This window comes from Dendronalium sp. ChiSLP03b, assembly GCF_034531165.2.
Taxonomy (GTDB): domain Bacteria; phylum Cyanobacteriota; class Cyanobacteriia; order Cyanobacteriales; family Nostocaceae; genus Dendronalium; species Dendronalium minutum.
The window spans coordinates 139,273-159,322 of the sequence record NZ_JAVRBR020000066.1 but is presented as its reverse complement, the minus strand read 5'-3'; the positions used below and the strand labels follow the sequence as shown (position 1 = coordinate 159,322).

Below are 20,050 nucleotides of genomic sequence, written 5' to 3'. Positions count from 1 at the left end.
ACTCCTTATGGCTTTTACTACTATAGACAGATTCAAATCACTGAAAATATTTGCTAAAAATTCTCCCGGTATCAGATAGGTGTTGAGCGAGCATATTGTTTAGTCAGTTTGGAGAATCATTCTTGAGCTAGCTAAAGCTAGCCTAACTGCATTCAAGGAGAAGCGAAATTGAAAAGAACACGCCAACGCCTCGCACCCTATACCCTGGCATTTTTGACTGTTACTATCTCATTACTACTATCGGTGCTGCTACGACCACTGCTGACACCAACCATGTTTATGCTATTTTTTACCGCTGTAGCGGTTAGTGCCTGGTATGGTGGCATGGAAGCAGGGTTATTAGCTACAGCTTTATCTACTGTCGCGCTCGACTACTTTTTTATAGAACCACTGTTCACGTTTTATGTTTATCGCATAGACAGTATCGTGCATTTATGCGTGTTTCTGCTGGTGGTAATTCTCATGAGTTGGTTTAATAGGCAATTACGCAGTATTAAACAGCGCTTGGATACAAAAGAGCAACAGCTACAGGTAAGCGAAGCCAAGTTTAAACGGTTGGTAGATTCCAACATCATTGGGGTAATTGTAGCTAATGTCAACGGTGAGATTGTTAAAGCGAATGATGCCTTTCTCAAATTAGTGGGTTATACACAAGAAGAACTGCTGAAAAGGCAAGTGCGATGGCAAAACATAACATCACCAGAATATCTTGAGGTAAATGAGCAATCTATTGCAGAACTGAGAAACACAGGGGTATTTCAGCCTTTGGAAACAGAATACATCCACAAAAATGGTAGCTGTGTCTCCGTTCTGATGGGTGGTGCTTTGTTGCAGGAATCTGAAGATAGTCAAGAAGAAATAATTTCATTTTGTCTAGACTTAACCGAACGCAAGCAGGCAAAAAAAGAACGGGAAAAATTACTAACTTGCGAACAAGCTGCACGCGCTGAGGCAGAAGCTGCAAACCGGATGAAGGACGAATTTTTAGCCACACTCTCCCACGAACTCCGCACTCCCTTAAACGCAATGCTAGGTTGGACGCAGTTACTCAAGCGTCGCAAGTTTGATGAGACTACCAATACTCAGGCGCTAGAAATCATCGATCGCAATACTCAGTCCCTGGCACAACTGATCGAAGATGTCCTAGATGTCTCACAGATTATTAGGGGTAAACTCTGCTTAAATACTTATCCGGTAAACTTTGCCCAAGTTGTATCAGCAGCAATTGATACTGTGCGTCTAGCCGCTGAGGCTAGGGAAATTCGCATCGAATGCAGATTTTCTCCTTTAGTAGGAGTAGTTATGGGTGATGCCAACCGCTTACAACAGGTTGTCTGGAATTTACTCACTAATGCTATCAAGTTCACACCTAACGGAGGTAGAGTAACTGTGCAATTGGAGCAGATTAATTCCAACATCCAATTGCAGGTGAGTGATACAGGAAGGGGAATTGCGCCTGAATTTCTACCCTACGTGTTTGAGCGCTTTCGTCAAGGCGATAATTCAATTACGCGATCGCATAAAGGACTCGGATTAGGATTAGCACTTGTCCGCCACTTAGTAGAATTACACGGCGGTACAGTCTGTGCCGCAAGTCCAGGAATCGAACAAGGGGCAACTTTCATTGTGAATCTGCCGCTCAAAGTTACTGCTGTAGATACCAATCAGCTTTCACCTTTGATTGGTGATGAAGATTGCGATCGATGCCTGCCAACACTTAATGGCTTGCGAGTACTTGTCGTTGATGATGAGCCGGATGCCCTCCAGTTGCTAACTACAATTCTGGGACAGTATGGCGCACAAGTCATGGCGGTTGCATCTGCACTTGAAGCACTTGTTGCTTTGCAACAATTCCATCCTGATGTACTCGTGAGCGATATTGGTATGCCACAAGAAGATGGCTACATGCTGATTCGTAAACTCAGAGCGCTTTCCCAAGAGGAAGGAGGGCGGATTCCAGCAATCGCACTGACAGCTTATGCTAAAGCAGAAGACCGCACGCAAGCTCTAATGGCAGGCTTTCAGCTTCATGTCCCCAAGCCAGTCAATCCCACCGAGTTAGTAACTGTAGTTGCTAACCTAACTGGATGTACCTAATACATACACCAGTTTGCAACTGAGTGAACTACAGAATATGGCACTTCCAGCTAGATATTGAGCGTGTTTTACTTCTGAATTCTGAATTCTGCTGTAATTTTGGGAATTTGAGAGATACTCTCGTTACTTCATTTATCGGTTAGCACTTGGTAGAAATATGACAGCATGTCTTTTGACATTATTTTGTTGTTACAGCAACAATATCGCTTAGTGACTGTTTTTACTAAGTGTGAGAGAATCCGTGAAAAGGTATTTTTTGTTGCTGTCAGTTGCTTTACCAAGTTTACTAATATTGTTGCCTGCCTTTGCTGCCGATACTGAGATTGAGCAGAAAAATCCTGACAAATTACCCAAAGCAAGTTCAGATATTCCTACTTTGAGTGAAAGCCTGCAACCTATCACTAGTGCTGAATTATTAACTCAAGAATCTGTACCGATTGAAGTTGACCCAGCAGGAACTCAACCAGATGCACAGCCGGAAACAGAGCCAACTTCCACTGATGATGCTGATATTAATATAGAAGCGATCGGAGACAAAGATCCCGTACCAGATTCTACTCCGATTTATGTAATTGAAAAAGAAGAAATTCAAAAACAGGGTGCTAGCAGCATAGCTGATGTTTTAAAAAAAATGCCTGGTTTTGCTATCAATGACGTAGGTCATGGTGCAGATATTCACACAGGTACATACTATCGAGGAGCCTCAATTAATCAGTCTGTATTTCTGATTAATGGTAGACAAATTAACACCAATATCAACACTTATCATGGTGGAACCGACTTAAATAGTATTCCCGTAGAGTCCATTGAACGAGTGGAATTATATAGTGGTGTCTCCTCTGCTTTATATGGTTCCTCAGCTTTTGGGGGGGTAGTCAATATCATCACTAAAGAAGGTTATGGGCAACCTAAATTAACTGGGAGCTTGGAATTCGGCTCATTGAGCTTAAATAATCAACAAGTTAGCTATGGTGGTTCATCTGGTTCTGTCAAATACAATTTCAGCTTTGAAAGGTACTTTACAGATAACCGTTACCGTGTTCCAGTAGGTGCAGCCAATCGTGATTCCCAAGGATTTTTATCGAATGCAGATACAGCAACAAGTACTTACTTTGGTAGCATTGGCTTAGATTTAGATGATAAAAACTCTTTGAATTTAGATATTAGTAAACTTAGCAGTCGTAGAGGCTTAATTTATTTCGGTTTCCCTCTCCAGCAAGACAGACTAGACCACGATGGCCTCAACGTTGGCTTGTCTTGGAAAACTCGATTGGGTAATGGCGAAAACTCGAATCTGACAACCTCAATTGGTTATAACCAAGATTACTTTAGTACCTATGGCCCTTCAGGCGGGTTTTCCCGTACAGGTGTTTTAGATACACAACAATTTACAGCTAGGATAGACCATGACTGGCAATTGAGCCAGAATAATAAATTGCGCTGGGGAATAGATTTAAAAAACACTGACTTAAATGGTGACGTTTTAAGTACTAATCCAAGTAGAATCGCTAATAACGAAACTGAAAACAGAAGTGTTTTTAATACAGCATTATTTGCCGTTAATACATGGAATATTAGTAACAATTTTCAGTTAGATTTAGGGTTAAGACAGAGCTTTGATGGGCAGTTTGGTAATTATCTCAACCCTAGTGTTGGTTTACGTTATGCCGTGACTCCAAAAGTTGCTGTGCGGGGAAGTTGGGCAGGAGGACAGCGCAATCCTGGGTTGGATCAGTTATACGTTTATGATACGGTTCATGGTTGGGAACCAAACCCCGATTTAGACCCAGAAACTGGCTCCTCTTGGACTGCGGGAGTGGATGTCAAGTTTTCAGATAATTTGACTGGGCAGTTTACATATTTTGGCAGCAGTATAGACAATCGTCTGGGAGTCATAGCAGGAAAGTGGGCAAACATTGGATTAGTAGATACTAATGGTTTAGAGGCGGCATTACAACTAAAAGTTGCTTCTGGCTGGTCAACTTTTCTCAACTACACATATACAGATGCCCAAATCCAAACAGGTTCAGAGAAAGGTTTGCAGTTGGGTTTAATTCCCTACTCTTTACTCCAAGCAGGTGTAGGCTATCAAAATTCAGGTTGGCAGGCTAATTTGTATGTTACTTATAACAGTGGCGCTCGCAGATCGATTTTTAACAGAACTGGTGATAAGCCTACAGATTTTGCACCGTCTTTCTTTAATTTAGATTTCAGCGGTCGCATACCTATCACTAGCACTTTAGGACTGACAGTTTACTTAGAAAATTTACTAGATGAACAGTACGAGCGAGTTAATCGTATCTATAGTCCTGGGTTTACTTTCCGTCTGGGTTTAACTTCAAGTTTGTAGGTAGAAGTCAGGAGGCAGAGAGAGGGACAGAGGAGAGAATTCTTAAATAATTTCTCTGTGTCCTCCGAAGTTTGCTCAACTGGACGACAGTCGCTACAACAGGGAGGCAGTCCGTTGGGGAGGCAGCGCGGTGGACGGGTTCCCCGGCATAAAGCGACTGCCGTCGGCTTTGCCGACTTGAAGGAACTGCCGTGGGAACCCTTACGGTTGAAGCTCGTGACGCTCGATGACTAATACGACAATCAATTACAATGGCTGATATGAGAGCCAAAATTGAAAATCAAGTGCTTTTTTTGCACCACGAGGACTTGCCAGAGTTTAAGAAAGGTGGTTCTGTGGTCAGGAATTCTTATTTTTGGGCGCTGCGCTCAATTGCTGGTCGAGCTTCGCGTTATCGTGATTGGGAATATGAACCAGAGGTTTGGCTAGCGCTTTCGCGGATGTTGTTGGCGTTTGCTGAGTCTGGATATTTGGGTTATCGAGAAACCATGCTGGAGTTTCCCCAATCTCAAGGGGAAATTCCCAATGTGCTGCGAGATGTGTCTACTTGGGAATAACAGGCTGATAGCGAATTGAAATGCAATCAATACCCCTTGCTAATTGATGCAAAACTGTACCGATTAAACCCACAGTTCCCTGAGTTTTTTGAAAAGTTGGGGATCTGATTTTTGGGTACGAATAAAATTAGGAAATTGGTTCAAATACCATTTGGGGAATTAATATTTCGTCTTGTAATTTTCCAATACCCAAAAAGTGAGTATCTTCATAAACTCGCACTATACCATAAACATCAAAATTGAGAGGAATTCGCTGACCTTGACACCATTTTTGAGCAGATGTTGTTGGTAATTGAATAGATGGTAAATGTTGCAAAGCTACATCTGGGGTGGTGGGTTGAAATGTCTCAACTTGCAGTTGTGTTTCTAATTCGTTCAAGGTGAGACTATTTGCTAAGTAGAAGCCGCTGCTTTGTGTACGTGTTAACGCAGCCAGAGTACCGCCAGTTTGTAATACCGCACCTAAATCACGAGCGATCGCTCTAATATATGTACCACCACCACAGGCGATCGCAACATCCAATTCCGGAAAATCCCCTTCTCTCCAGTCCAAAATTTCTATGTGAAAAACTTCTACAGTCCGTACTGGAACTTCCACTGTTTGGCCTTGGCGTGCTAAGTCATACAGGCGTTTTCCCTCGACTTGAATTGCACTGTAAATTGGTGGAATTTGCTCAATCTTGCCTTCAAATTGTGAAAGTGCAGTTTTCACCTCTGCCAAATTCAATCCAGTACAAGGTTGAGAAGTGATAATTTCACCTTGTAAGTCATCTGTTGTAGTACGCACACCCAACCGAACAGTAGCTTTGTAAGCTTTTTCCCCTGGTAGATATTGTAATAACCTTGTGGCTTTACCAAGTGCGATCGGTAACACTCCAGTAGCAGCAGGATCTAAGGTTCCCGCATGTCCTACACGTTTGAGGTGTAACAGTTTTCGCACTCGTGCTACACAGTCGTGAGAAGTCCAGCCAAATGGTTTGTTTAAGTTTAAAAAACCTTGAAACAAAATAAAACTTATCCTTACAGACTTTAATTTTTCTGAAATACTTGTTTGACGCTCAAAAAAGGTATTTTCAGCTTTAAGTATGAATCTTCAGCATATTTTGATTTTTAGTAATATGCTTACTCTTATTATCTCCCTTTCAGCCATTCTAAATTAGGGAACTCCAACAAATAAATTATCCTGCTTCAAGTTGCTGACAGTTCACAGTCATCCATCATCAATCAATAGCTGATTTCAGGAAAACTTTGGGATCTACTGATTTTCCACTTTGCCAACCGCTACATAGGCTGTTGGAAAACTACAAATGATTGTTGGTGAAGACAAATCGAAACTCCTTTGGCAGAATAGTACAACAACTGCAATGTATCAAATATTCTCGTTAACCTGACTGTAGGAGCAACCAAAACATTCATTTGGATTGTTGAACGCCAAAGTTTGACTCAGAATTCTCACAAGCTATATGAGTAGATTCTTTATCAACCTTGTTCTGACTGAGTTTACGCTATTCAGGTGAGGTACTAAAAAATCATAGACTCTATACTACAGATTATAACGAGTATAATCGCATCAAAGCTTACAGGTTTTGATATGTAGCATTGTCAGAAATCTAAGTATAAACTCGCATAATCGACTGCCTATATCCTGAGAAATATAGAAGCAGCTGACAAATTACCCAAAAGCATATGAACATTAATAGCCCCTTTCAAGCAATACAGACTAGTTTTCATACAGCTCTAGGTGCTGCTAGCGCATTTACCGCTGTATTGCAAAATCCGCAAAAAAATTTAACAGACTACCTCACTCAAATTCAGCAAAAACCAGATCGACTGCTGCAAGATTTGGCGGTGACAGGTAAAAACATGGAGCAAGACATCGCTAGCTTTGTAAATACCTACTTTTGTGGAGGCGGTACTCCCCAATCATCGTACCCTCAATATGTTGAACGGGCAGATGGACAAGCTTTTAATCAACCCTATTTAATCAAAGGGACAAAAATGTATGGCTTTATCGTTGAAGGTTCAATGGCTAAGCTGCAAGAGATATGTGATAAATATCTCAACAATCCTACCAAGGGGGAAATTGAATATCGCCCAGCTACAAACTATGTCGTCTTGACTTTCAACACTATAGATTCGCTAAGTTCCATTGAACCACCCGATCGCGACAAAGGGAAAGTTGATGAGGAGGAAGCAGTTTTTTGGATGTTGACAGTGGTCGGGAAAAAAGTCGGCCCCTTCTTTGTAGCAGAACGTCTCGCCTGGTTCTTGCCCTACCTGTATGTTAATAATTCTCCTGTGTTAGTTTCAGGACGCGAAGTGTTCGGTTTCATGAAAGAACTTGGCACGCTTCGGATTCCCAAAATAAATCAAGAACCAGATTTATTTACCGCAGACACGTTGGTATTTAAAGAATTTAATCCTGAAGTCAAAGCTAAAGACGATCGCCTACTAGAAGTCCGTCGCATCGAACAAGGAGAGCAACATCCAGCCATTAAAACTTGGGACAGTTTTAATGAAGCGATTGAAGCGATCGCTGGCTTACTTTTTGACAACCCTGGTGAAATTGTGATTCCTGGTTTGGAATTGCCCTTAAATTTACTGGATTACCTGATTCACAAAGACTTGCCTTTTGTTAGCCTGAAGCAACTGCGCGATGTGGAAGATAGCAGACGAGCATGTTACCAAGCGCTGCTCGAATCTACAATGCAGCTACAAACCTTTTATAGCGGAAAGCTCTTAGGCTTCAATGATTTCGGCGATCGCTATGAGTTAACAATCAATAATTACGCTAGCCAACCCCTTGTTCAAGATATGGGCTTGCATAAAGGATATTTACCAGGAAGCGAATCAACACGCATTCCTGTGAAGTTGGCTTTCTTGCTTCATTTCGACTTCGTTCTCAACAATGGCACTACTGTTTGGCAAGCACCACAGAAATGAGAGATGAGGGAGCAGGGGAGACAAGGAGGACGGGGAGACAAGAGAGACAAGGGAGAGCAGGTGAGGCTGGGGGAGATATAACTACTAACTTCTGCCCTCTGCCTCCTGACAATTGACCATTGTACAGACGCGATTAATCGCGTCTCTAATGACCCACTGACAAAGGACAAATCACCGTGTCTGAACCATTTAAGCCACAAAAGATCGCGATTTTGGGTGGAGGAATAGCATCCTTAACCACAGCCTATGAATTAACCAGCCAGCCAGGGTGGGAAAATCTCTACGAGATTACTATTTATCAAACAGGTTGGCGGTTGGGAGGCAAGTGTGCAACTGGACGTAACGTTAAGCCTTACGATCGCGATCGCGAGCCTGATTACCGCATTGAAGAACATGGGCTGCACATTTTTTTTGGATTTTACGAAAATGCCTTTCGTCTGCTCAAGCAATGCTATGACGAATCGGGAGGCAACGGCCCTTTCAGCACTATAGAAGATGCATTTAAACCCCACAGTCTGATTGTCCTAGAAGAATATATCAATCAGCAGTGGGTCAATTTAGCCTTCGACTTTCCGACAAATCCCCTAGTTCCGTGGCAAGGCGGTGGAATTTCTTCTCTGTGGGATCACATCTATACAACTATTAAATTTGTTCTTCAGATATATACACAAGTCTGTTACGACCAGTACAGTAAAACTTCAAGTTGGCAAGAAACAGCCTCTCAACAGATAGCACTCGGCAAAGAGATGCTCGAATTTCTCTTAGATGGATGCATCGTGCAGTTTCCCGAACAATTGTTTCAGTTGTTACTTAAAGAGCCTAGCCGTTGGGCAACATGGATAGGAAACACCAACCAGCAGATTGCCAAAGCCCTAGAAGGTCTCGATCTGACTGATGAAGGAGTCTTCTTGAATTTTGCCTGTAACCTAATTCAATTACTTCCTCAGAATACTAAAACTCACAGGCGCGAACACCATCAAATCATTCTCAAGCTGATAGATAGATTTACAGAACGCTTGAACTATCAACGAGAAACGAAAATTGAGAAAAACAATTACACTCTTTGGCGCTTGACACTGATTGACCTGGCACTAGCAAACATTCGGGGTCTATTTGTAGATGGGGTAGTTGATTATAACTCCTTGGATATTTTAGATGAGCATGAATATAAAGACTGGCTACGGAAACATGGTGCGAGAGAATCAAGCGTTAATTCAGCGTTTATTCGAGTTTTGTACGATCTCGTTTATGGATTTCCAGAAGGCAACACTAATAAACCGCAACTAGCAGCCGGAACCGCCATCCGTATTCTCACGACCATTCTTTTCCACTACAACGGTGCGATTATGTGGAAAATGCAAGCAGGAATGGGCGAAACCGTTATCACTCCCCTCTATGAAGTCTTGAAGCGTCGAGGTGTGAAATTTGAATTTTTCCATGTCGTCAAGCAGTTGCATCTAGACGAAGAGCAGAAGTCCATAGCCAGCATCACAGTAGGTCGCCAAGTTACTTTAAAAAATCCCCAGCAGGAATACGAACCGCTGATCGATGTCAAAAACCTGCTTTGTTGGCCCAATCAGCCTCTCTACGAGCAGATTGTGGACGAAGAAGCTCAAAAGCTCCAAGATAAGGAAATTGATTTAGAGTCACATTGGACACCTTGGCAGAATGTCGAAGAAATTACTCTCAGTGCCAAAAATGGCGATTTTGATATTGTAGTTCTCGGCATTCCTGTAGCTGCTTTACCTTCTATCTGTGATGAACTGATTCATGCTAAGAAAAATCCGGTTCACCAAAAATGGCAGAACATGGTGACTAAAGTCAAGACAGTTACCACTCAAGGCGGACAGATATGGCTCAAACCAACTTTGCCACAATTAGGATGGAAACTGTCCGCTCCGGTGCTAGGTGCTTATGTTGAACCTCTTGATGTCTATGCAGACATGAGCGAGTTACTTCAACGAGAAAACTGGCCTTCTGAGCAACATCCCTATAATGTTGCCTATTTCACTGGAGTAATTGCAGATCCAGGGATTCCTCCTAGCAGTGAGTATAATTTTCCAACACAACAACAGAAAAAAATAGAGGAACAAGCAATTACTTTCCTCAAAAATCACATAGGACATATTTGGCCTGATGCTACTCTCCCAAACAATCCTCAAGGCTTGAACTGGGATTTACTTGTAGATTTCAAAAACCGTCAAGGGGTCGAAAGGTTTGATGCTCAATACTGGCGAGTTAACATCGATCCTTCAGAACGCTATGTGCTTTCTGTGCCTGGAAGTACTAAGTATCGTCTCAAAACAGATGAATCTGGGTTTTATAATCTTTATCTAATAGGTGACTGGATTAATAATGGTTACAATTCTGGATGTGTCGAAGCAACGGTGATGTCAGCGATGCAAGCCACGCGAGCAATTTTACAGCAAAGGTTTGACATTAAATATACAAAGGAAATTATTGGTGAATGGGATTGTTGGCTTTAATTGTACTTAAATCATAAGGGTGTAATTTTGACATTCCGAACAGAATTAAGCAGTAATCGGGTTGCCAAAATCTAGACTAGCTGTAAACAATAGCTATAAAATCAATACATTTTCTAAGTTAGTCTTAAGACTGACTTAGAAAATATATTTATAATGCTAAGGCTTACAGGGTAAGCCTTTCAAAAACTGCAAAAACTGTTCGGAATATTCCTATAAGCCATGCTTGACTTATCTAACTACCAAATACTAGAGTTAATTTATGATGATACAAAGACTGCTGTTTATCGGGCAAGTAGAAATCATGACGGTCAGTTAGTAGTCATTAAATTATTAACAATAGAATATCCCGAACTAAAAGATATTGCAGCGTTAAAACATGAATATGAATTAATCAAAAACTTAGATATTTCAGGAGTTATTAAAGCTTACTCCATAGAAAAATATAACAATAGTTTTGCTTTAATTTTAGAAAACTTTAACGGTATACCTCTCTGCAATATTATCAAAAATCAGAAGATTGAATTAAATGATTTTCTCAAAATAAGTATTCAGATTACCCAAGCCTTGAGCGAACTACATCAACATCAAATTATTCATAAAGATATTAAACCACAAAATATTCTTGTTAACTGGGTAACACATCAAGTTAAAATTATTGATTTTTCTATTTCATCTCTGCTTTCTAAAGAAAAACCCAAACTTAGTAATCCCGATCTACTTGAGGGAACTTTAGCTTACATATCCCCAGAGCAAACAGGCAGGATGAATCGGTCAATTGATTATCGTACGGATTTCTATTCTTTGGGTATCACCTTTTATGAAATGCTCACAGGTAGGCTACCTTTTAATGTTACAGACCCAATGGAATTAGTGCATTGTCATATTGCCAGACAGCCAGTAGCAGTAGAGCGATTAATGCCAGAAATTCCCCAAATGATTTCTACAATCATCATCAGGTTACTCAGCAAGACTGCTGAAGAAAGATATCAAAGTGCTTTTGGACTCAAAGCCGATTTAGAAAATTGTCTTAATCAGCTAGAGAAAACTGCTCAAATATCTAACTTTCAAATTGGTCAATACGATGAATCAAGTCAACTGCAAATTCCAGAGAAACTCTATGGACGAGAAGTAGAAATAGAGACATTAATGACTGCTTTTGAACAAGTCAATCAAGGTAAAAAAGAGTTAATACTAGTTGCTGGTTATTCGGGAATTGGTAAGTCTGCCTTAGTGAGTGAAATTCATAAGCCTGTTATCGAGAAGAGAGGCTATTTTATTACAGGTAAATTTGAGCAGTTCAAACGTAATATTCCTTATGCTTCTCTAATTCAAGCTTTTCAAGAATTGATACAGCAATTGCTGACAGAAAGTGAGGTACAGCTAGCTGCTTGGAGAGAAAAGATATTACTAGCTTTGGTTCCTAATGCTCAAATTATTATTGATGTAATTCCGGAAGTAGAACTGATTATTGGTGAACAACCAGAAGTACCACAATTAGGAACAACAGAATCTCAAAATCGCTTCAATTTAGTTTTTCAAAAATTCATAGGTGTATTTGCCCAACAAGAACATCCCTTAGTTCTTTTCTTAGATGATTTACAATGGGCAGATTTGGCTTCTCTCAAATTGATTCAGCTATTAACTACAGATCCCGATAGCCAATATCTATTCATGATTGGAGCCTATCGAGACAATGAGGTAGATACTACTCATCCATTAATGCTGATTTTGCACGAGATTGAACAGACTAATTTCATTGTCACAAAAATCATTTGCCAAGCTTTAAAAATTACTGATGTATATCAATTAATTACTGATACTCTTAAATGCGATCTAGAAACAGCTAAACCCCTAGCAGAATTAATATTCAATAAAACTGGTGGTAATCCTTTCTTCTTAACTCAGCTACTCAAGTATATTTATCAGGAAAGTCTACTTAGCTTTGACTTTAATATTGGTCGTTGGCAGTGGGAAATTGAGCAAATTCAGGAGGTAGGAATTACCGATAATGTTGTCGAACTAATGATTGGGAAGATCCAAAAATTACAGGAGAGTACTCAGAATATTTTAAAGTTAGCTGCCTGTATTGGTAATCGGTTTAATTTAGAGATACTTTCTGTTATTAACGAAAAATCTCGAAAAGATACAGCAGATGAACTATGGCAAGCACTAGTAGCTGGTTTAATTCTACCTCTAGATAATACTTACAAACTGCCACAGCTTTTAGAACAAGTTGATGATTTGATCGTTGATTACAAATTTTTACACGATCGCGTCCAACAAGCTGCCTACGCGTTGATTCCTGAAGAGCAAAAAAAAGAAGTTCACCTAACAATTGGTCGATTGCTTTTAAAAAGTATCGAACAAGATTCTCTAGACGAAAATATATTTGATATTGTCAATCAACTTAATATTGGTGCTGAGTTAATTGTTTCTCAGAAAGAAAAATATAACCTAGCTCAATTAAATCTAATGGCTGGATGCAAAGCTAAGGATTCGGCTGCTTATGAATCTGCTGTCAAGTTTTTTAAGCTAGGTTTAGAAATGCTGGCGGATGGTAGCTGGGAAGAAGATTATCAGTTGACTCTTGCTCTCCATGTAGAAACGGTAGAAGCAGAATATTTAAACACGAATTTTGAACAAGCAGAAGCACTTTTTGAGAGTGTTATACAAAATAGTAGAACTATTCTCGACACAGTCAAAGTATATGAAAAGAAGATTCAGTTTTATGTTTCTCAAAATAAAATGCGAGAAGCATTAGATATGGATTTGCAGGTTCTGGAAATGCTGGGAGTATCTTTATCTCAAACCCCACCAGCAGAGTTAAGGATTGAAGAGTTAGCGAATCTGCCAGAAATGACTGATGCTAATAAACTTGCTGCTATGAGAATACTGATGACAGCAATGCCTCCTGCTTACATAACAGAGCCTGCTATTTTACCATTGATTGCTTTTACTATGGTCAATCTTTGTGTCCAACATGGTAATTCATCTTTTGCAGCTTATGCTTATAGTTTTTATGGGTTAATTTTATGCGGGCCTCTTCAGGATATTGAATCGGGATATCGATTTGGTAAATTATCTTTAAAACTTTTAGAAAAATTCGATGCTAGAGAGTTAAAGGCTAAGGTATATGGACTATTCAACATTTTTGTTAGACATTGGAAAGAACATATTCAAGAAACTATAGATCCGCTGCAAGAAGGAGTTCAAAGTGGTCTAGAAACAGGGGATATTGAGTATGTTGGTTATAATGGTACGGTAGTTTGTACGCATCTTTTTTTTGCTGGAGAAAATCTGGCAAATATTGAGCAAAAACAGGCTCAATATCTAAGCTTAGCAAATCAAATAAAACAAGATTATTTTACTTTTTCTCTGCAAATATGGAGAGAATTAATATTGCAGCTTATTGAAGGAGTAAATAATAAATTTTACCTCCAAGGTGAAAGTTTTGATGAATTAGTAATGATGCCAAAGTTAACAGGCAACATTACAGTTATTTTTTATGTATATTGGGCTAAAACCATTCTTTATTATTTCTTGAGAAATTATGTTCAAGCTGTTGAGAATGCTAGGTTAGCTAAACCATATGAACCAGCAGTGACTGGATCTGCACATATAGCCCAATATAATTTTTATTATTCGCTGGGGCTTCTTGCTCTTTATCTATCTCGCACTTCTGAACCACAATTAGATCGAGAGCGTGAATTAAGAGAAGCTTTAGAACTAGTAGAAGTAAATCAGCAGCAATTGCAAGAATGGGTTTTTCATGCTCCAGTCAATAATCAGCATAAGTATGACCTTGTAGAGGCAGAAAAAGCGCGATCGCTAGGACAATACTTAGTGGCAATGGATTATTACGATCGAGCTATTCGGGGTGCAGGTAGTGCTGGATATATTCAAGAAGAGGCGCTAGCTTACGAACGAGCAGCAGAATTTTATTTGACTTTGGGACGTAACGAGTTCGCTTTATTATACATGACAAAGGCGCACTATGGTTATGTTCGCTGGGGTGCGATCGCTAAAGTAAAAGATTTGGAATCTACATATCCAGAGTTAATTGCCAAGGCATCAACACAAGAGCAAGTTACAAATCCTAACATAACTTCTTCCACTGCTAGCACTAAAGCTAGCGGACTAGATTTAATCACAGGCATTAAAGCATCACAAGCCCTATCTGAAGAAATTTTACTGAGCAATTTGCTCGAAAAATTAATGAAAATTGTGATTGAGAATGCTGGTGCTGAAACTGGTTTTCTGATTTTGAAAAAATTAGGCAAATTGCTCATCGAAGCTCAAGCAGTTGTTGATAGAGATGAGTTGATAGTAGGTCAATCAATACCAATTGAAACTAGTAAGCAGTTGCCGATATCTGTAATCAATTATGTAGAAAGAACTAAAAAAGATGTGGTTCTAGCAGATGCAATTTCTGAGGACATGTTTGCAACCGACCCTTATATTGTCAACAATAAAATTAAGTCCATATTGTGTACGCCTATTATTCGTCAGGGCAAGTTAATTGGTCTACTATACTTAGAGAATAATTTAACAGTGGGAGTGTTTACTTCTGATAGATTACAAATACTAAAACTCTTATCTTCACAAGCAGCTATTTCCTTAGAGAATGCTCGACTATATACGAATTTAGAAGAAAAAATCTTAGAAAGAACTAAAGAATTAAATGAAAAAAATCTGCGATTAGAACAAACGCTGCACGAACTCAAACTTACACAAACACAACTCATTCAAACAGAAAAAATGTCCAGTCTAGGCCAGATGGTTGCTGGAGTTGCTCACGAAATCAATAATCCTGTGAGTTTCATTCACGGCAACCTAGGTCACCTTGATGATTATACTCATGACCTACTTAATTTAATTAACCTTTACCAGGATACTTATCCTAATCCTGTACTAGAAATCGAGGACTTCATAGCAGACATGAATCTCGATTTTGTTATAGAAGATATACCTAAAGTTTTATCTTCTATGAAAATTGGTACGCAGCGTATTCGGGAAATTGTTTTGACTTTACGTAATTTCTCTCGGCTCGACGAAGCTGATATGAAACCTGTGAATATTCATGAAGGAATAGATAGCACTCTGTTAATTTTGCAGAATCGTCTGAAGTCAAAGCCAGAACATCTCGCTATTAAAATTATCAAAGAGTATGGAGAGTTGCCCAATGTAGAATGTTACGCTGGACAATTAAATCAAGTATTTATGAACATCCTGAATAATGCGATTGATGCTTTAGATAAGTACAACGAAGAAAGAACGGCAGCAAACATCAAAGATAATCCTAGTAAGATTAGTATTTGTACTAAAGTAATTAATCCCGATTGGATAGCCATCTCTATTCAAGATAATGGTTCGGGAATGACTACAAGCGTTAAACAAAAGATATTTGACCCTTTCTTTACTACAAAACCTGTGGGACAAGGCACAGGTTTAGGATTATCAATTAGCTATCAGATAATTGTCAATAAACACGGTGGCAAGATAGAGTGTATTTCTGAACCTGGAAAGGGTGCTGAGTTTGTGATTGAGATTCCCATTAGGCAGAAGGCAAGAGGTAGGGGTTAGAGTGGAGACGCGATTATACTCTTACGAGAAGCCGCTCTTACGAGCGTCTACGCGTCTGTACAAGAGTTAGGAGGTAGGAGTTAGGAATTATTCTCTCTGTCCCCGTGTCCCCGTGTCTCCGCGTCCCTGCCTCACCGCGTCTCCCTCATCCCCCTCATCTCCCCACTATCAACGGACACTAGCAGTTTCTAAGGTCAAGTCTTGAAACATGGGTGTGCTGAGGTAGCGTTCGCCAAAGGAAGGCTGAATCATTACTATTAAACGTCCGGCATTTTCTGGACGTTTACCTACTTGAATGGCAGCACACAAAGCCGCACCAGAAGATATTCCAGACAATAATCCTTCTTCTTTTGCCAAACGCCGTCCATAGGACATCGCCTGTTCGTCGCTGACTCTAATTACTTCATCAACCAATTCTAGGCGCAGAACATCGGGGACAAACCCAGCCCCAATACCTTGAATCTTATGAGGCCCGGCTTCACCGCCGGAGAGTACTGGACTGTTGCTGGGTTCAACTGCGATCGCCTGCAAACTACGCTTACGTTGTTTTAAGACTTCTGCAATACCAGTAATTGTACCACCAGTACCTACCCCAGCAATTACAATATCTACTTCTCCATCCGTGTCTGCCCAAATTTCCTCGGCAGTAGTTTCCCGATGAATTTTGGGATTAGCTGGGTTAAGGAACTGTTGCAGCATATATGCATTGGGTGTATTCGCCAAAATTTCCTCAGCTTTACGAATTGCCCCCCGCATTCCTTCAGCGCCTGGTGTCAATTCTAAAGTAGCACCATAGGCTCTGAGCATAGCTCGTCTTTCCTGGCTCATTGTCTCCGGCATTGTCAAAATCAAACGGTAGCCACGCGCTGCTGCTACCATCGCTAGAGCAATACCCGTATTACCTGAAGTTGGCTCGACTAAAATTGTTTTTCCAGGCTCAATTAAACCCTCTGCTTCTGCTGAGAGTACCATACTGATTCCGATGCGGTCTTTCACTGAAGCGGCTGGGTTCATACCTTCTAGCTTGACAACTATCCTCGCTCCGACTCCCTCAGCTTGGGGAATTTTATTTAGCTGAACTAAAGGAGTTCGTCCAATAAGTTCTGTTACATCTTGAGCAATCCGCATTAAGTAACTCCTAAAATCCTAAATCTAGAGCAGTTTATTTATCTATAACAATCAACTTGTAAGTATTCAATTTGCTGTTGAGTGTGAGTAACTGCGTAGACTGTATACTCTCACTAAAGCACAAAATTACTAGACACAAGAAGCAATTTTGTCAAATTTTCTCATTAATTTTCGTCGCCGACTGTGTTTGATTTACCATAACGATGGTTAAGAATTTTGAATTGCTTAATTTACCTTTTTTGTGAAACTCAGTTTTTGAAGCTATTGGCTACTCATTAAGAAGGTTAGAAATTAAACTCCTACATGTGAAAATTTTTAACCTTATTTTGAAAATTTTTTAGTAAGTATAGAATACTTGATTTACTAGAAAATTCTTAATGGTTTTTTCTAGATTCTGAGTGTATACTCTTCGCCATATAGTATGCTTGCTTGAGTACAAGTTTTAACCGCAAATAATCTCAAGTAAAAATAGTCCTTTACTAGCAGCCCAGATAGCTTTGATATTGAGTGCAGAAATACTAGAACCCCTCTTCATAAATACTAGTACCCTAGCTCAAAAATACTAGCACCCATACCCCAAATGATTTTTGAAATTATTTTCAGATAAGGGTTATAGGCTTTGAGTACAACTTTAATAAATTTAATAATTATGATCCAGCTAAGTTAAACTCAGATCGAGAGGGGCAGCTGATATAAAACTTATAGGATTTACGCAGAGATTCCCCTCTACCCCCCGAAATTCCTTGGCTTTTGGCCAGTGAACAAGGGGGGACTTCTTAACCCTCCTCACTTCTTTCTATTGCTAACAGAATGAAAAAAGTTTTCAGGGTCTGAGTGCGTTAGTTCTAAGTTGATAATTATAGCATTTGTGGAAAATTTGGTAATTGGTCAGTAGTCAGTGGTAATTAGAAAGAAAACTAACAACTAACAACTCTTTTATAGATGCATACTACCTAGCAAGGGAGAGCAAAGATGAAAGTCAAACTTCTACATGTTCTCACAGTTTGTCTAGTTACTTTAACGGTGCTTTCTCCAGGGCTGGTAGTATTTAGTGTGGTTTGGGGAAGACATACAGAGTTGGTTAAAACACAGAATTTAGACTGTGAATATAAAAAGAGTAGTGCAGACAATGCTACCTTATCTCCCCAAGCAGCCAGTACAAACTCATCTTCATATCAGGCTAGCATCCCAGATTCCGATCGCAATTGTGTGCATCAAATGCTGACGGCTGCTGAACAATATAAACTTGCTGCCATCCTCCAATGGTTTATCTTATTAACCCCTATTTTCGTTGGGTTAGGGATAATTGTTTACGATAGGTATCTTGTTTATCGTGCTGCCGTTTTACAAGAAAAAATTGAAATGTTAGAAAGATTGTGGCAGCAAAGTATCGAGCAATAGGCAACTAAAACTTCGTTCATTCAAAATCAACAAATTAACCATGACAGAAGAACGCCAAGTCCTGTATTTTGATTTAATTGACCAATTACTTAAATGTCCTAACGGTCAAGAACCAGAAGTTTTAGAAGCTCAACCAGAATTGATTGATGCTGGTTTTGTAGAGACAATGCTACAAGTAGCAACAGCATTTGCACATCAAGGTAATCAAGACGGTGCCCAGTTTTTATTTTTTGTTGCTCGTGAATTAGCGAAGCAATTGGGATTGTATCCTGAAGTTCCAAATTCGGAAGATGTAAATCCTGAAGTTGCAAATAAGGAGTAAAAATGCTATTGACTGCAACCGACGCTGGACAAATAGCGTTAGAATTTCTCATGGCAGACTGGAATATCTCTGACAATCATAGAGAGTGGTTCACAATCTTTAACTCTCGTCTCATAGGTGAGAGTTGGTACATTGTAGAACTAGGTGTAGAAGGTTTTCCAGATAGGTGGTTTATTCAAGTTTACGACACAGCAATGTGCGACCCAAACTATACATTTTTCTCACCTATAAGTAGTTTGGAAGGATATATAGACTTTGTAGAAGTGCCAGAGATGATAGCTGAAGTCTTGGTTGCAGAGCGCAAGTCCCGATAATCATGATTGAAATTAAAAATTCAAAATGTAAGATTGAAATGTGCAACCTAAATGCATATTAATTAAAACTTGAAATTTTGAATTTACTAAGAACAATACAGGAATCATGAGGGGCATAACGCTTTGCGACCGTAGAATAGCCAGAATGAATGCTGGATGACTGGCTACTAGCTATAGGTTACAAGTTATACTTTTTGCCTACAAAAAGTATTAAGTCTCTCTCGATTAAAATTAATCTTACACCAATATTGCTTGTGATTTTTTTGATTTCTGTGTTCTAAATTTGGACTTTTTCATTTTTTAATACCTTCAGCTTATATGAGGTGATGTTCAACAAAAACACACCTCATTTTTTTGCAAATTTTAATATTTTGTTTGTAAATATTTCAGTTTTTTGTCATGTTTAACTGACAAAGATATGCTATATTACATATAGTGATGAACGCTACAGAAATATCAGTTAAAATGATTGCTGAAGATATCCTAGCTAAAGAATTCACAAGAGTCGTCAGTCACTATTACCCAAAACTTGGGGAATTGCTGGACGGGTGTTATGTGAAAGTCATCACCTGTTTTTGGGGACGGCCTGCTAGACGCTTGCAATATATAGGCATTTATTGCTCTGAGGAAATGCTTCCCTATGTGCAAGCCCAGAAAGAAATACTCAGAGAACTAGCAGACAATATGGGGCTAGTTCAAGTAGTTTGCATGAATGCGAAGCGATTGCTACGCGATCCCATGTCAAAGCTCAAGCACAATGACCCACGCTTATGGTTGGAGTTGCAGTGGGTAGCAATCTAGTACAAGAAGGTAGGTAGATGAGGGGGAAAGGAATTAAACAAAGTTCTTCCCCTTTTCCTTTGTCTTCT

General features: G+C 39.6%; 12 protein-coding genes. 10 read left to right on the top strand and 2 right to left on the bottom strand.

Annotated elements, in window-relative coordinates:
- The first annotated feature begins 168 nt into the window (after positions 1–168).
- The 3 genes from RMY31_RS17365 to RMY31_RS17355 all read left to right on the top strand — a co-directional run bounded on the left by RMY31_RS17365 (position 169) and on the right by RMY31_RS17355 (position 5,004).
- Positions 169–2,097 (top strand): ATP-binding protein, encoded by a 1,929-nt coding sequence (locus tag RMY31_RS17365; protein WP_322656675.1) that lies wholly within the window; start codon positions 169–171, stop codon positions 2,095–2,097.
- Positions 2,098–2,338: 241 nt separating this feature from the next.
- Positions 2,339–4,447 (top strand): TonB-dependent receptor, encoded by a 2,109-nt coding sequence (locus tag RMY31_RS17360; RefSeq protein WP_322656674.1) that lies wholly within the window; start codon positions 2,339–2,341, stop codon positions 4,445–4,447.
- A 260-nt stretch (positions 4,448–4,707) separates the two neighbouring features.
- A complete protein-coding gene (locus RMY31_RS17355) occupies positions 4,708–5,004 on the top strand; it encodes a hypothetical protein (protein WP_322656759.1) in 297 nt (98 codons plus the stop codon).
- Between the two features lie 127 nt (positions 5,005–5,131).
- Here the strand turns inward: RMY31_RS17355 and truB are convergent, their stop codons facing one another.
- A complete protein-coding gene (gene truB, locus RMY31_RS17350) occupies positions 5,132–6,010 on the bottom strand; it encodes a tRNA pseudouridine(55) synthase TruB (RefSeq protein ID WP_409878035.1) in 879 nt (292 codons plus the stop codon).
- A gap of 680 nt (positions 6,011–6,690) precedes the next feature.
- Here truB and RMY31_RS17345 point away from each other — a divergent pair.
- From RMY31_RS17345 to RMY31_RS17335, 3 genes are all read left to right on the top strand, one after another.
- The gene (locus RMY31_RS17345) at positions 6,691–7,947 is read left to right on the top strand and encodes a hypothetical protein (RefSeq protein WP_322656673.1); all 1,257 of its coding nucleotides are present in this window, start codon (positions 6,691–6,693) and stop codon (positions 7,945–7,947) included.
- A gap of 176 nt (positions 7,948–8,123) precedes the next feature.
- A complete protein-coding gene (locus RMY31_RS17340) occupies positions 8,124–10,433 on the top strand; it encodes an NAD(P)-binding protein (protein WP_322656672.1) in 2,310 nt (769 codons plus the stop codon).
- A 219-nt stretch (positions 10,434–10,652) separates the two neighbouring features.
- Positions 10,653–16,016, top strand: a complete 5,364-nt coding sequence (locus RMY31_RS17335; protein WP_322656670.1) for an AAA family ATPase — start codon at positions 10,653–10,655, stop codon at positions 16,014–16,016.
- Between the two features lie 168 nt (positions 16,017–16,184).
- Here the strand turns inward: RMY31_RS17335 and cysK are convergent, their stop codons facing one another.
- Positions 16,185–17,144 carry a cysteine synthase A gene (cysK, locus tag RMY31_RS17330; protein ID WP_322656668.1) on the bottom strand — a complete coding sequence of 320 codons (960 nt, stop codon included), beginning with the start codon at positions 17,142–17,144 and terminating at the stop codon, positions 16,185–16,187.
- A gap of 972 nt (positions 17,145–18,116) precedes the next feature.
- Here cysK and RMY31_RS17325 point away from each other — a divergent pair.
- The 4 genes from RMY31_RS17325 to RMY31_RS17310 all read left to right on the top strand — a co-directional run bounded on the left by RMY31_RS17325 (position 18,117) and on the right by RMY31_RS17310 (position 19,982).
- Complete coding sequence (locus RMY31_RS17325) at positions 18,117–18,545, top strand: hypothetical protein (RefSeq protein WP_322656667.1); 429 nt, start codon at positions 18,117–18,119, stop codon at positions 18,543–18,545.
- Between the two features lie 40 nt (positions 18,546–18,585).
- Positions 18,586–18,867 carry a hypothetical protein gene (locus RMY31_RS17320; protein ID WP_214432232.1) on the top strand — a complete coding sequence of 94 codons (282 nt, stop codon included), beginning with the start codon at positions 18,586–18,588 and terminating at the stop codon, positions 18,865–18,867.
- A 2-nt stretch (positions 18,868–18,869) separates the two neighbouring features.
- Positions 18,870–19,181 (top strand): hypothetical protein, encoded by a 312-nt coding sequence (locus RMY31_RS17315; protein WP_322656666.1) that lies wholly within the window; start codon positions 18,870–18,872, stop codon positions 19,179–19,181.
- Between the two features lie 438 nt (positions 19,182–19,619).
- Positions 19,620–19,982: a hypothetical protein gene (locus RMY31_RS17310; protein ID WP_322656665.1), complete on the top strand. Its 363-nt coding sequence runs from the start codon at positions 19,620–19,622 to the stop codon at positions 19,980–19,982.
- The last annotated feature ends 68 nt before the right edge of the window (positions 19,983–20,050 follow it).

Coding starts and splice junctions, on each gene's coding strand:
- RMY31_RS17355 (WP_322656759.1), top strand. CDS start 4,708: ATGAGAGCCAAAATTGAAAATCAAGTGCTTTTTTTGCACCACGAGGAC.
- RMY31_RS17345 (WP_322656673.1), top strand. CDS start 6,691: ATGAACATTAATAGCCCCTTTCAAGCAATACAGACTAGTTTTCATACA.
- RMY31_RS17335 (WP_322656670.1), top strand. CDS start 10,653: ATGCTTGACTTATCTAACTACCAAATACTAGAGTTAATTTATGATGAT.
- cysK (WP_322656668.1), bottom strand. CDS start 17,144: ATGCGGATTGCTCAAGATGTAACAGAACTTATTGGACGAACTCCTTTA.
- RMY31_RS17325 (WP_322656667.1), top strand. CDS start 18,117: ATGAAAGTCAAACTTCTACATGTTCTCACAGTTTGTCTAGTTACTTTA.
- RMY31_RS17320 (WP_214432232.1), top strand. CDS start 18,586: ATGACAGAAGAACGCCAAGTCCTGTATTTTGATTTAATTGACCAATTA.
- RMY31_RS17315 (WP_322656666.1), top strand. CDS start 18,870: ATGCTATTGACTGCAACCGACGCTGGACAAATAGCGTTAGAATTTCTC.
- RMY31_RS17310 (WP_322656665.1), top strand. CDS start 19,620: ATGAACGCTACAGAAATATCAGTTAAAATGATTGCTGAAGATATCCTA.